Source organism: Rhizobium sp. B230/85, assembly GCF_019355735.1.
In the GTDB taxonomy this organism is placed as follows: Bacteria; Pseudomonadota; Alphaproteobacteria; order Rhizobiales; family Rhizobiaceae; genus Rhizobium; species Rhizobium rhododendri.
The window spans coordinates 842,664-856,530 of record NZ_CP072157.1 but is presented as its reverse complement, the minus strand read 5'-3'; the positions used below and the strand labels follow the sequence as shown (position 1 = coordinate 856,530).

General features: G+C 61.6%; 10 protein-coding genes and 2 pseudogenes. 9 read left to right on the top strand and 3 right to left on the bottom strand.

Annotated elements, in window-relative coordinates:
- The first annotated feature begins 304 nt into the window (after positions 1 to 304).
- The 5 genes and pseudogenes from J5289_RS22010 to J5289_RS21990 all read left to right on the top strand — a co-directional run bounded on the left by J5289_RS22010 (position 305) and on the right by J5289_RS21990 (position 6,286).
- Positions 305 to 1,366: pseudogene (locus J5289_RS22010) on the top strand (ABC transporter ATP-binding protein).
- Between the two features lie 74 nt (positions 1,367 to 1,440).
- The gene (locus J5289_RS22005; RefSeq protein WP_209207279.1) at positions 1,441 to 3,102 is read left to right on the top strand and encodes a sugar ABC transporter substrate-binding protein; all 1,662 of its coding nucleotides are present in this window, start codon (positions 1,441 to 1,443) and stop codon (positions 3,100 to 3,102) included.
- A gap of 113 nt (positions 3,103 to 3,215) precedes the next feature.
- Positions 3,216 to 4,325 carry a carbohydrate ABC transporter permease gene (locus J5289_RS22000; protein WP_374108591.1) on the top strand — a complete coding sequence of 370 codons (1,110 nt, stop codon included), beginning with the start codon at positions 3,216 to 3,218 and terminating at the stop codon, positions 4,323 to 4,325.
- A gap of 10 nt (positions 4,326 to 4,335) precedes the next feature.
- A complete protein-coding gene (locus tag J5289_RS21995) occupies positions 4,336 to 5,268 on the top strand; it encodes a carbohydrate ABC transporter permease (RefSeq protein ID WP_209207280.1) in 933 nt (310 codons plus the stop codon).
- Positions 5,269 to 5,359: 91 nt separating this feature from the next.
- Positions 5,360 to 6,286 (top strand): ribokinase, encoded by a 927-nt coding sequence (locus tag J5289_RS21990; protein WP_209207330.1) that lies wholly within the window; start codon positions 5,360 to 5,362, stop codon positions 6,284 to 6,286.
- A 36-nt stretch (positions 6,287 to 6,322) separates the two neighbouring features.
- Here the strand turns inward: J5289_RS21990 and J5289_RS21985 are convergent, their stop codons facing one another.
- A complete protein-coding gene (locus J5289_RS21985) occupies positions 6,323 to 7,252 on the bottom strand; it encodes a LysR family transcriptional regulator (protein WP_209207281.1) in 930 nt (309 codons plus the stop codon).
- A gap of 158 nt (positions 7,253 to 7,410) precedes the next feature.
- Between J5289_RS21985 and J5289_RS21980 the strand changes: the two genes are divergently transcribed.
- Both J5289_RS21980 and J5289_RS21975 read left to right on the top strand, forming a co-directional pair.
- A complete protein-coding gene (locus J5289_RS21980; protein ID WP_209207282.1) occupies positions 7,411 to 8,238 on the top strand; it encodes an alpha/beta fold hydrolase in 828 nt (275 codons plus the stop codon).
- Positions 8,239 to 8,312: 74 nt separating this feature from the next.
- On the top strand, positions 8,313 to 9,215 hold the full coding sequence (locus tag J5289_RS21975; RefSeq protein ID WP_247750728.1) for a VOC family protein: 903 nt from the start codon (positions 8,313 to 8,315) through the stop codon (positions 9,213 to 9,215).
- 197 nt (positions 9,216 to 9,412) lie between these two features.
- Here J5289_RS21975 and J5289_RS21970 read toward each other — a convergent pair.
- Positions 9,413 to 9,628, bottom strand: a pseudogene (locus tag J5289_RS21970) (Fic/DOC family N-terminal domain-containing protein); the annotation flags it as partial.
- Between the two features lie 291 nt (positions 9,629 to 9,919).
- Here J5289_RS21970 and J5289_RS21965 point away from each other — a divergent pair.
- Positions 9,920 to 11,077, top strand: a complete 1,158-nt coding sequence (locus J5289_RS21965; protein WP_209207284.1) for an esterase — start codon at positions 9,920 to 9,922, stop codon at positions 11,075 to 11,077.
- 221 nt (positions 11,078 to 11,298) lie between these two features.
- Positions 11,299 to 12,327 (top strand): GH25 family lysozyme, encoded by a 1,029-nt coding sequence (locus tag J5289_RS21960; protein WP_142831282.1) that lies wholly within the window; start codon positions 11,299 to 11,301, stop codon positions 12,325 to 12,327.
- A gap of 31 nt (positions 12,328 to 12,358) precedes the next feature.
- Here J5289_RS21960 and J5289_RS21955 read toward each other — a convergent pair whose 3' ends face one another.
- Positions 12,359 to 13,684 (bottom strand): FAD-binding oxidoreductase, encoded by a 1,326-nt coding sequence (locus J5289_RS21955; protein ID WP_209207285.1) that lies wholly within the window; start codon positions 13,682 to 13,684, stop codon positions 12,359 to 12,361.
- Positions 13,685 to 13,867: the final 183 nt, after the last annotated feature.

Below are 13,867 nucleotides of genomic sequence, written 5' to 3'. Positions count from 1 at the left end.
ATGCAATCCGGACCTAGAGTGCACCGCAGTGAAATCCCGGTTATCCATTTTCCTTAACCTGCAATGAGGTTAAGATCGAAAAAAGAACCTTTTCAATAGAGACATTTAGGCAATAATGTCAATTCACCAAAACTTTACACTTTACAGTTCGAATTTTACATGTGAAGTTTTGGTCATGTGATTGAGCCTCCCAGGGCAGACTGCACGGGGCGGGTGTCGGTGATCCGGCGCTCGCCACCGCAGGTAGCCGAGACCGATCGCATGCTGCGGGGAGAGCGCGGCGTAATGGGCAGGAGATTTGTTTTTGGCATCGATGAATATCGTCAATGTCGGTAAGGCCTACGGTAGCCTGACGGTTATCCACGGCGTTTCCGTTGAAATCCCGGACGGCGAATTCGTCGTTCTGGTCGGGCCGTCTGGCTGCGGAAAATCGACCTTGCTGCGCATGGTCGCTGGCCTTGAGCCCATCAGCTTCGGTGACATCGAGATCGATGGGAAGGTGGTGAACAACCTGCCGCCCAAGGATCGCGACATCGCCATGGTGTTCCAGAGCTACGCGCTTTATCCCCACAAGACCGTGGCCGACAATATGGGTTTTGCGCTGAAGATGCGCGGCGAGCGCAAGGCCGATATTGACGCCCGTGTCCGCAAGGCAGCCGAGATCCTCGATCTCGTGCCCTATCTTTCCCGCTAGCCGCGCCAGCTTTCCGGCGGCCAGCGTCAGCGTGTGGCCATGGGACGCGCCATCGTGCGGGACCCCAAGGTGTTTTTGTTCGACGAGCCGCTCTCCAACCTCGATGCCAAGCTGCGCGTCCAGATGCGCGCCGAGATCAAGGAACTGCAGCGCCGCCTTGCGACGACGATGATCTACGTGACCCACGATCAAGTGGAGGCCATGACCATGGCCGACCGTATCGTCGTCCTCCGGGATGGCCGGGTCGAGCAGATCGGCTCGCCGCTGACGCTCTACGACAAGCCGGCCAACACTTTTGTCGCCGGCTTCATCGGCTCGCCGTCGATGAACCTTGTCAAGGGCCATATCCTTGCGGGCGAAGAGCCGTTCTTCGAAACCGACGAGGGCATCCGGCTTCCGCTCTCCGGGGCACCGGCAGGGTCCGATCGAACGCCTGCCTATTACGGGATCCGACCGGAGCATTTCGTGCTCGGCGGCGACGTCAGGGCTGATCTCACCATTGTTGAATCGACCGGCTCCGAAACGCAGGTCTTTGCCCGGCTCGGACAGCAGAAGATCATCGGCGTCTTTCGCGACCGCGTCGAGGCTGCACACGGCCAGCCCTTTGCGATGACGCCCAATCCGGCGATGGTGCATCTTTTCGATGCGCAGAGCGGCTTGCGTCTCGACTGAGTTTTCAGGAATGCGCTCCGAGGGGGGAGCGCCAGACGCCACGATGCGTGGCAACTTCAAGGGAGGAGAGAGAAATGAAAGTTGGCGATTACGAACGAATGATGGCCATGGCGCTCAGCCGCCGCGCCATTTTGAAGACGAGCGCAGGCCTTGGTGCGCTTGCGGCCGCTGGCAGCGTGCTTGCACCATTCGGCAATGCCTTTGCGGCCGACGCGTCGCTGCGCTCGCAGATCCTTCAGGTGCCGGGTGTCGGCAAGGGGTCGCCGACCGATGCAGACTGGCAGAAGGTCGGCCAGATGTGCCTCGATGCGACCAAGGCCAACGTCAAGCAGGGTGAGTTCGCCGGTGTCCAGCTCTCCTTCATGGGGCTGAACAACCAGAACCTCCACAACCTCCTCTTCCGCGGCTTCCTGAAGCCCTGGGAAGACTATACCGGCGCCAAGATCACCTGGATCGACCTTGCGCAGGCCGACTATAATCCGCGCCTGCAGCAGGCGATTGCCACCGGCACCGTCGACTTCGACATTCTCGAAATGGGCGCACCGTTCGAGGGTGACGTCTGCGGCAAGGGCCTTGCCTCAGTCATGCCCGACTGGGTCAAGGCGCAGATCGACATGGACGATTACGTCGACTATCTAAAGGCGCCGGTTGGCACCTGGGATGGCAAGACCTACCGCGTCTCCGTCGACGGCGACTGCCACAACTTCAACTACCGCACCGACTATTTCACCGACGCCGACCTTGCCAAGGCCTGGAAGAGCGAAGGCCATGGAGGGGAGTGGGGCGTGCCGAAGACCTGGCAGAAGGTCCAGGAAGTCACCAAGTTCCTGAAGGGCAAGAAGATCGCCGGCGCCGATGCCATCGGCTACCTCGATGCGCCCAAGGCCTGGGGCGGTTTCGGCTTCTACTTCCTCGGCAGCCGCGCCACCGCCTATGCCAAGCACCCGGACGACAAGGCCTGGCTGTTCGACATCGACACGATGAAGCCACGCATTAACAACCCGGCCTGGGTGCGCGCAATCCAGGACGTGGTCGACGCGCTGCCATCGGAGGCGGGCGACCAGCTGAACGCCGATCCAGGCACGACGGCATTCCAGCAGTTCCTTGCAGGCACCGGCTCGATGATCTCCTGGTGGGGCGACGTCGGCCAGAGCGCCCAGACCAGCGACAGTTCCGTGGTCGGCACGACGGTCGCCTTCGACATCCTGCCCGGATCGGACGATGTCTACAACGCGAAGACCGGCAAATGGGACAAGCTCGCCAGTGGGCCGAACTATGCGCCGAACATGGCGTATCTCGGCTGGGGCGTCTACGTGATGGCGCGGGTCGACAGCGACGAGAAGAAGAAGAAGGCTGCCTGGAGCGCTGCCGCCCATCTCGGCGGCAAGGACCTGGCACTCTGGACTGCCGCCTATCCTTCAGGCTTCCAATGCTATCGCAAGAGCCAGTTCGACATCAAGGAATGGGTCGCGGCCGGCTACGAGGAGGCCTACATCTCCAACTATCTCGCCTCGCAGTCGAACTCCTACAACCATCCGAATGCGGCAATCGAACCCCGCATTCCCGGCATCTTCCAATACTACAGCGTTGCGGAAGATGAGCTGGCCAAGGTGTTCGCCGGTCAGGTTAAGCCTCAGGACGGCGCCGATGCTATCGCGGCGGCGTGGGAGAAGATCACCGACCAGCTCGGGCGCGAAAAACAGGTCGCGCTCTACAAGGCCTCGCTCGGCGTCTGATCACGCCGAAGAAGCCTACCCCGTCAGGCGCCGCTGCGTGCGTTGCCTGACGGACCGCGGGACCGAAGTCCGGCCGTCTGCAGATTTTGTCCGGGTTAGCCAGGGATGTGCTTATGTCGCATGCGAATATGCCGGTTATCGGCACGATCGAGCCGGTGGGGGCGCCAAGCCCGTCCGCGCGGCAGGGCCGCGTTCTGCTGATCGGGGCGACCGTCCTGCTTGTGGCCGTGCTCATCCTGCAGATCCTCGATGCATCCGGCGTGACGGCCATTGGGCTCGTCAGCTGGCGACCGCTGGTCTATGCCTATGTTGTCTGGTCGGTGGCGCTCTGTGCAGCCCAGGTGATGATCCGTGGCGAAGCCGGTCAGCGCGCCGCGTTCGTGCTTCCGGCCGTTCTCTTTACCGTGGCGATGGTCATCTTCCCGACGGTCTTCGGCCTCTACATCGCCTTCACCGACTGGAACCTCAGCGCTGCAAACGGTCGGCAGTTCAACGGCCTCGACAATCTCCGCAGCCTGTTTGCGGATGTGTATTTCTGGAACGCGCTGCTGAACATGGTCTATTATGTTCTGTCCGTGCTGGTGCAGTACACGATCGCATTCGGACTGGCGCTGCTTCTCAATGCTGAGATCCGGGCTCGTAAGTTTTTCCGCGTCGCGTTCCTGTTGCCGCTGATGCTGAGCCCTGTTGCCGTCAGCTGGATGATCGGCAAATCGCTGATGGAATATCGCTTTGGCCCGGCGGCAACGCTGGCGCGTCATCTCGGCTGGGAAAATCCCGCCTTCTTCTCGACGCCGGCGCTGGCCCGCGCGTCCATCATGGCGATGGATGGATGGGTGTCCATCCCCTTCATGATGATCCTGCTTTTGGCGGGCCTCCAGGCCCTGCCATCCGAGGTCAAGGAAGCAGCCAAGGTGGATGGTGCCTCGGGCTGGCAGAGCTTCAAGGAAATCACTTTTCCGCTGATGCTGCCAGTCAGCCTGACCGTCGTCATCCTGCGCGTCATCTTCGAGCTCAAGCTTGCCGATATCGTCATCAATGTCACCGCGGGCGGGCCGGGCGGCGCCACCGATACGGTGTCGAGTTTTATCTTCCGCGAATATCGGGATCGCTCGAATGTCGGATACGGCACGATGCTCGCGGAATTCTACCTCGTCGTCATCATCATCTTCGTCTCGCTGATCCTGAAATTGGCGAGCCGGTGGATGCAACGTGCAAATTGAGGGCAGACCGATGTCGACAAGCCAACCCCTTCACGCGCCCACCGAAAGCCAGCCCGGCCTCTGGGCCCGGCGTCCGGCGTTTCTTACCAGCAGCCTTCTGATCTATGCCGCACTGGTGTTCTGGGCGTTCATCTCACTCTTTCCGATCTACTGGACCATCACCACGTCGTTCAAGACGGCTGTGAATGTGACGCAGGGCAATATGATCCCGTTCGTCGACTTCACCCCGGACTGGAAAGGCTGGCGCTCTCTCGGCCTGTCGCCGGACACGATCTTTGTGCAGTCGACCGTGCGCGACGAGTTCATGATGCGGTTCCTGAACAGCATCATCGCATCGTCCGGCGGGGCACTGCTTGCGGTCATCATCGGCTCGCTCGCCGCCTATGGGCTCAGCCGGTTCTCCTACCGGTTTCTCTGGATGCGCAACAAGGATATCTCCTTCTTCTTCCTGTCGCAGTTGATCCTGCCGCCGGTGGTTCTCGCCATGCCTTTCCTCGTGCTCTACAAGCACCTGATGCTGCTCGACACGCTCGTCGGCCTCATCCTCATCTACACGCTGATGGTGCTGCCGATCGTCATCTGGATCATGCGCGACCAGTTTGACACGATCCCGGTCGAGCTGGAACAGGCAGCCCTGGTCGATGGCTGCTCCATCTGGGGCGCCTTCGTGCGCATCGTCCTGCCGATTGCGTTGCCAGGCATGGTGGCGGCGTTCATCCTCTCCGTCATTCTCTGCTGGAACGAATATTTCTTTGCAGCCCTGCTGACCAGTTCCAGCGCCAAGACCCTGCCGGTCATGGTGGCGAGCCAAACGGGGTCGCAGGGGATCAACTGGTGGTCGATGGCCGCCATCTCGACCGCCGCGATCCTGCCGCTGATCCTCATCGGTATTTTCCTCGAGCGCTACATCGTCAAGGGCCTGACGGCAGGTGCGGTCAAGTAACCGGCTTGCGTAGAAGCTGGCAGTTGCGAGACGGTCGATAGGACGGATATGATCCGGCGCAGACACTGAACGTCGACAAGGGGTGGTCATGGTGGGAACAGGCGTTACGATCCTCGGCATCTTCGTGGCCGACACAGCTTATCTGGCACACCGGATGCCGGTTGTCGGCGAGACCATTAAGGGCAGCGGCTTTGCCGTTGGCCCCGGCGGAAAAGGCTCGAACCAGGCGGTCGCTGCCGCCAAGGCCGGCGCCGAGGTCTCGTTCATCTCCAAGATCGGCCGCGATACATTCGGCGATCTTGCGCAGAAAACCTATGCCGATGCCGGGGTTAAGCCGCTGCTGGTGATCATGGACGACGAGCCGACGGGCGCGGCCTTCATCTATGTCAACGATAGCACCGGCGACAACGCCATCATCGTCTATCCGGGCGCCGCCGGCACGATCGGGGTCGATGATGTCGAGGCAGCCCGCGAGGCGATCCGCCAGTCGGCAGTCTTCGTCACGCAGCTCGAGCAGCCGGCCGTCGCCGCACTGCATGCCCTTGCCATTGCACGCGCGGCCCGCGTCACAACGATCTTCAATCCGGCACCCGCCGAAACTTTTCCCGAGGCGATGCTCGACCTGTGCGACTATATCATCCCGAACGAGACGGAGGCTGCAGCCCTCGTAGGCTTTCCCCTCGACACGATCGCGGATGCGAAGCGGGCCGGCGAAGCGCTGGTCGCGCGCGGTGTCGGTGCCGCCGTCATCACGCTCGGCGGGCGTGGCGTCTATTACCATGACGCAGGCACATCCGTGCATGTTCCGGCCATGAACTACGGACCGGTGATCGACACCACGGGCGCAGGCGATGCGTTCGTCGGCGGTTTTGCTGCCGCGATATCGCGCGGTTCGGCGCCGCTCGATGCCGTCAGCTTCGGCTGCGCCACCGCCGGCATCGCGGTGACGCGACGCGGAACAGCGCCCGCCATGCCGACGCGCAGCGAGATCGAGGCGGTGCTTGCTTCGACGAAGTAAATTCTGGTGTAACGTCCCGTCGTCCAGGCCGCAGCCTCAGGATCTAACTGTGGGCCCAGTCCACTGCGCGCGGGAAAACTCGCGCGTGAAATGCTCGATCACGGCCTTGACCCTGAGAGGCCGCAAGGGGCTGGGCGGAGTGACGAGGTAGAGACCCAGCGATGTCGCCGACCACTCCGGCAGGCCTGTTTCGAGCTTGCCCGCCTCGAGGTCGCGCCACACCATGAAATCCGGCTGCAGGGCGAGCCCTTGGCCGGCCAGCAAGGCGGGGTTCAAGATGTCGACATTATCCGTCCACATGGAGACCGGCGGCGCGACGATCTGCTCGCCAAGGACGGGATGCGTGAATTTCCAAACCCCTCTGGAGGGGCCGCCCGTATAGGCAAGCGCCCGATGGCCTGCAAGCTCGCCGGGAGTTTTGGGGCGTCCGTATCTGTCGAAATAGTCCGGCGACCCCACCAAAAGGATCCGCACAGTGGCAAGGCGTCTGGCAAGCAGCGACGAATCCTCCAGGCTGGCGATGCGGAGTGCGAGATCGTAGCCCTCGGCAATCAGATCGACCTTTCGGTCGCTCAGCGAGAATTCCAGCGTGATCTCCGGATAGGCTTTCAGAAGGGGCGGCAAGGTCGCCCCGAGATACGCCGTGCCGAACGACAGCGGTGCGCTGACCCGCACGAGGCCGCGCGGCATATCCGTCTGCTCCGACGCCTCTTCTTCCAGCGCCCGGGCCTCATGAAGGATGCGGGTCGCACGCTCAAGCGACGACCGCCCGGCCTGGGTGACCGAAAGGCGCCTGGACGTGCGGGCGAACAGCGAGAAACCCAGCCGCTGTTCCAGCCGGGAAATCGCCTTTGAGACGGTCGGGTTCGACAGGCCCAGCTCTTCCGCCGCCCGCGAGAATGAACCGAGTTCGGCGACTTTGGCGAAGATGGCCCAGGCTTCAAGATCGGGGAGTCGCGTTTTCATTGTCATTTCAGGAAACAATATGTTTACAATGTTTCTATTTCGTCAAGTGGAAATCAAGGTTATCTTCAGGGTGTCGGAAAACGCGGTTCCTAACCAGCCGCCCGGCCGTCAACGACCCGAGCTCATCATCATCTGAAACCCCAACATTGGAGACGACCATGCCCACGATCACCACACAGGACGGAACCGAAATCTTCTACAAGGACTGGGGTTCTCGGGATGCCCAAGTCATCATGTTCCACCACGGCTGGCCGCTCTCCTCAGACGACTGGGATGGGCAGATGATGTTCTTCCTCGACAAGGGATACCGGGTCATCGCCCACGACCGCCGCGGCCATGGACGCTCCTCGCAGATCGGCACCGGCCACACTATGGACACCTATGTTGCCGACGTCATGGCGCTCACCGATGCCCTCGACCTACAAGATGCCATCCATGTCGGCCATTCCACGGGTGGCGGCGAGGTTGCCCGCTATGTGGCCAATGCCAAGGCCGGGCGCGTCTCCAAGGCTGTCCTTGTCAGCGCTGTTGCGCCGATCATGGTCAAGACGGACCGCAATCCGGATGGCGTGCCCATGGATGTCTTCGACTTCGTTCGCGACCAGACGGCCACCAATCGTTCGCAGTTCTTCTACGATTTCACGATGCAGTTTTTCGGCTACAATCGCGAGGGTGCCGATGTGAAGGAAGGCGTCCGTCGCAACTGGTGGCGGCAGGGCATGATGGGAAGCGTGCTCGCCCATTACCAGGGCATTGCGGCCTTCTCGGAGACCGATTTCACCGAAGACCTAAAGAAGATGGCAGTGCCGACGTTGGTGATGCATGGCGAGGACGACCAGGTCGTGCCGTTTGCAACGACCGGCAAGATCTCGGCTTCGATCGTTCGGGGCGCCGTCCTCAAATCCTATGCCGGTTATCCGCACGGCATGCCAACGACCCATGCCGATGTCATCAATGCCGATCTGCTGGCCTTCGTCCGGAGCTGATCCCCGATGCCATCTTGGGTCCTTCTGAGCCACGATGGCATTCCAATCCTATTCGAGGAATTTTCCCCATGTGCATGCAAACGACAAGAGAACGGGGCCTGCGACTGACTGTGGCTGTGGCAATGCTTGCCTTGCCTCCCATAGCGGCTTTTGCTGCCGACGCCGGCGTTGCCGTGGGTCCGCAATACGACACGACCCACGTCTATCTCGACGTTGGTGACGTCGATCGTTTCATTGCCAGCTTCACGGCGACATTTGGCGGCACATCGACGAAGCAGGTGGTCGCGACGGTGACGCCCACGCCGAGCTCCACGACATCGCAGTTGATCCAGACACCGGCAGGGCTGGTTTCTCTTTTCGGCTTCAAGACGCCGATACCCTATCCATTCGGCACCGAGCGGACCGGCTATCTGGTCAAGGATCTCGACAGCGCCATTGCCGCGGCCCGGAAAGCAGGCGCCGCCGTCGTTGTCGACAGTTATCCCGATCCGATTGGCCGGGATGCCATCGTTCAATGGCCGGGTGGCGTCAACATGCAGCTTTACTGGCATACCAAGGCACCGGCCTATGCGCCGCTTCAAACCGTTCCCGAAAATCGCGTCTACCTGTCTCCAGACGTTGCGGATGTCTTTGTCGCGGATTTCGTAAAATTCTCGCAAGGCAGGGTAGTGTCCGATACCAGTGACGCGGCGGGTACCGACATCGGCCGTGATCGCGCCGACACGTATCGCCGCATCCAGCTGGAATCGGCCTTTGGAACAGTGACGGTGCTGGTGACCGATGGTCATCTGCCTTACCCCTTCGGCCGGGAGACGACAGGCTACGAGGTGACCGACCTTGAGGCAACGCTCGGGAAAGCGACGGCATCGGGTGCGCGAATCCTCGTCCCGCCATTCGCAGCCAACGGACGGGAGGCAGCGATGGTGGAGTTTCCAGGAGGCTATATCAGTGAAATACACAGCGTTGCAGAACGATAGGTTCGACCGGTTAAGAAAGCCTCCGCACGAGCACGGACACTGGCCCGCAGCGCTTCTCCGGAAGCGAGATCAGCAAGCTCATGATCGACAAGTTCGAGTAGCCCGGTAGGCGGCTTTCGAAAAGCACATGCGAGACGAGGACATCCGCCTCGGCCGCGTTCAGGAGCTCACCAGGTCGCTAAAGGAGGTCCTGCCGAAGGGCAGCCGGTCTGCGCCCCGGTCTCGAAGCACAGCAGGTCCGAAAGGGTCGATTGCGTGCGCTCGATCTGGGACGAGAGGGCCGCGTCCTTCCTCACATACATATAGATGAACAGCTCCTGGCGCAGGAGCAGCATGGTTATGCCGTCCAGACCCCCCAAGGCGTGCTCCGCCAGGCTCACGAGGGCGCGCACCATGTCGCCCGCAACGGGCAAGTTCCAGGCTCAGACCGAACCATTACTATAAAGATCCTGTCATTGCAAAACCGAGGGTCAAAGGAGGGGGTATGTCAGAAAAGGTAACCCGTGCCGTGAAGGGCAGGGCGTGCCTATGGCCATTGTCCGGCGAGGAGAGGCTCAAACGCGCTGCTTCCTTTCCAACCCGCTATCTGCCTCTCGGTCGGTACCCTTTTCTGCTCCCCAGTGTAATTATGTTGAAAGTTTATGGGCCATCCTTAGGCTGACCAGCCGAGTCGTCTGTTTTGAAATTTTTTGGAGGAGGTTTTCATGCGGTTGCTTTTGCCTGTTCTCTCGATTGCCGGATGCCTGATCGGCATACCCGCGTCTGCTGTCGATCTGCCGGCGGCGGCGCCCTCGGACCGTCCGTTGAAAGAGTTCGTGACCTCGGTCGAGAAAGACGGATCGATCATCTTCCGCTTGTATGCGCCGTCGGCCAAATCCGTGTCTGTGGTGCTGGGGACCGGCGATCCAATGCCAATGCAGCGTAGCGACACCGGCGTGTGGTCTATGCAAAGCGAACCGCTGAAGCCCAATCTCTATGAATACTACTTTAACGTCGACGGGTTCCGCAGCATCGATACCGGCAGCAATGCGCCCAAACCGCAGCGGCAAGTCAATAGCAGCCTCATTCTGGTGCCCGGAAGTATTCTCGACACCCGCAATGTCGCACACGGCGATCTAAGGCTCGTAACGCTGCATTCGAAGGCTCTGAAATCCGAGCGGCAGATGTATGTCTATACGCCGCCCGGCTACAGCGACGCCTCCAAGCGGCTCCCCGTGCTCTATCTTTATCACGGCTTCGGCGACACCGCCGCGTCCTGGATTAGCCAGGGCAGGGCGCCGCAGATCCTCGACAATCTCATGGCGGAAAACAAGATCCGGCCGATGATCGTCGTTATTCCGGACACGGAGACCGATGTGGATGAGGCCATCGCCGAGAATTTCCCCGCCGCAGACCGGCGCAAGACATTCTATCCCGTCAATGCTGAGGCAGCGGACCGCGAGCTGATGGAAGACCTCATTCCCTATATGAAAAGCCACTACCGGGTTCGCAACGACGCCGACGGCCGGGCCGTGGCCGGTCTGTCGCAGGGCGGATACCAGGCGCTTGTCTCCGGCCTTTCGCATCTCGGCACATTCGGCTGGGTGGCGACCTTCAGCGGCGTGTCGACCACGACTGTCCCCAACAAGGCCGTTGACGATGCCTTGAACGATGCTGCCAGGATCAACAGGAACCTGCGCAATTTCACCGTGACGGTCGGCACCAAGGATCAGGTGACCGGCAAGGACATCGCCGGCCTCAAAGCGACATTGGACAAGAACAAGATCGCTTATGAATACCACGAATATCCTGGCCTGCAGCACGAGATGGATGTGTGGCGGCCGTCGTTCGTCACGTTCCTGGAGAGGCTGTTCAGGAAGTAACGACCTGCAGACTTTCGGGCACGAATATCGAAACGGAGGGCATTGTCCGGCGGATGACGGAATGTTGAACGAGATACCTCGCTTTGCGGTGCGAGGAAAAATGCAAATGTCTGCTGCGTAAAGATCGCATTCAGTCTTTTTTGCTAATCTGGCGTTAGTAATTGGCGCCGGCGCGGTCATTCGCCCGTCTCCATGGGCGATTGTCTTGCGTACGGGTTCTCATGCGTTCATTCATTTTGTCAGCAATCGTCTCGGCCTGCGTGCTTTTGTCCGGCTGCACATCGCGTTCGGCGCCCGAGGCTGCCGCCGCCGCTGTCCCCTCACAGGAGACGACGGGTTCGATCACCCGACCATCGGCCGTGGTGCCGCCGGCCAATGTCGGGCAGTCCGCGCCGAAAGTCGTGGCCGCGCGCGGCCAGTCGAATTTGGCAGGGGCAATGCCGGAACCATTGGGCTTTGCCTCTCCTTCCGGCAACATCGGCCTGCCAGTGCCGGGCTCGCGGCCCGCGCTCCAGGTGGCGATGGCGATGCCGGAGATGCCTTCCGCCGCACGCTCGGCCGGGCAGATCTACGGCCATCGGTTCAGGGATGCCAAGCCGATGAATTTCGGGCGATCCAACCCGCGCAAGCTCGAGGTCCACGGCGTCGACGTTTCGCGCTGGCAGGGCGATATCGACTGGGACCGCCTGCGGACGCAAGGAGCGAACTTCGCTTATATCAAGGCTACCGATGGTGGCGACCATCTCGATCCGATGTTCAAGACCAACTGGCGCAAGGCCAAGGAAGCTGGCGTGCGCCGCGGCGCCTACCACTTCTTCTACTGGTGCCGCACAGCCGGCGAGCAGGCCGACTGGTTCATCCGCAACGTACCACGCGAGGCCAATGCGCTGCCGCCCGTCATCGATGTCGAATGGAACGGCCAATCGGCCTGCAAGCAGCGGATTTCACGGGCAAAAGTGCTCGAAAAGATCCAGGTCTTCGCCGAGAAGCTGGAGCGCCATTATGGCCGCCGGCCGATCATCTACACGGCGCCGGATTTCTACCGCGACAACCTGCAGGGCGAACTGCTGGATTATCCCTTCTGGCTGCGCTCCGTTGCCGCTCATCCGTCGGAACTCTATCCCGGGCGGAAATGGCTGTTCTGGCAATATTCCGGCTCCGGCCTGACGGACGGCGTGCGTGGCAAGATCGACCTCAACGTGTTCCACGGCAGCGGCGGCGAGTGGCAGAACTGGGTCGCGTCGCGCTGAGCGTCACCGGCGCCCCGTGGCGTCGGCAGGCTCAGAAGTCGGCGACCTTGCCCCAGACCGACTTGCTCAGCCGCGCGGGATCGTAAGGCACCGGGTCTACCAGCGGCGGCGTTCCGGCAATGATGTCAGCCACCAGATGGCCGGCACCCGGTCCGATGCCGAAGCCATGGCCGCTGAGGCCGGCCGCGAGGATCAGCCCGGGTAGGCTCGCAATCTCGCCGATGGCTGGAACCCCGTCCGGCGTGCTGTCGATATAGCCGGCCCAGGCGCTCTCTTGCCCGATATCTCTTAGTCCCGGCAGCAGTTTTCGGGCCCGCCGCAGCGTCTCATCGATCTGCGATTGATCCGGCGTCGGGTCGAGGACGCGATTGCGCTCCATCGGGGTCGGGGCGTCGAGCCGCCATCTCGTGACGCTCTCGTGTCCCGATCGCCATCCCTCGGCCCCGCCCAGCGCCAGGCTGCGGCGGCGCTTGGCAAACATCGGAACGAACTCCCGGGCAAAGCGCACCTGTTGCGCCGTTGGATCGACACGCGCCCGGCCGCTGATGGCCAGGGTGTAACCGCCATTGCCCCGACGCGTCACCGAAACCTCGGCAGTGTGAAGCGCATCTGGAATGCCTTCGGCGCCCGGTCCCACCGACAGGATCGACGACCGGACCGAGGCTTGCGGAAAGCGGATGCCCAGCTGGCGGCAGAAGGAGGAGGCCCAGGCGCCACCGGCCAGCACCACGGTCTTTGTTCGGATGGTGCCGGCCTCGGTGATCACGCCGCTGACGCGCCCAGCCTCGGTTTCAACGCCCCGCGCAGCACAGAGCTGGTGGACGGAACCGCCGGCCGCGATGATGCCGCGTGCCACGATCGGTGCCGCACGGGCCGGGTCGGCGATGCCGTCGGTCGGCGAAAATACGCCGCCTTTCCAGCGCTTGCCGGTTGCCTGTCCGCGCTGAGTGGCCTCATCGGCAGTGAGCACGTGCGTCGTGACCCCGACGGTTGCCGCAAAATCGCGCCAGCGGGCCCAGCCGGCTATCTCGGCTTCGTTGACGCTCAGATAAAGCAGCCCGCACCTGGTAAAGCCGACGTCCTCGCCGAGGTCGCCGGCAAGCTTGTCCCACAGGGCGAGACTTTTCGTCGCCATCGGCAATTCGCGGGCATCTCGATTTTGCTGGCGGCACCAACCCCAGTTTCGGCTGGATTGCTCCGCGCCGACGTAGCCCTTTTCGACAAGTGCGACGCGAAAGCCGCGACGGGCGAGATAATATGCCGAGAAGACGCCGACGACGCCTCCGCCGATAACGACGACATCCGCTTCCGCAGGCAAATCCGGTGTTGTCTCGATCTTCAAAAGCGGGGCGGGCATACGATTTCTCCAATGAAGACATAATTATAGCCAGAGGCCTGCGCTAGCGTTTGCCGCAGAGCATGCCCAATCAGCATTTCATGGCGAGACTGCCGTCGCTGGAAGATTATTCTGCTTAACTTGTCAATTGCGCGATTTGCATGGCGAGAGCGGCCTTGCCCGGCTTGATGCATTTTTCATTCC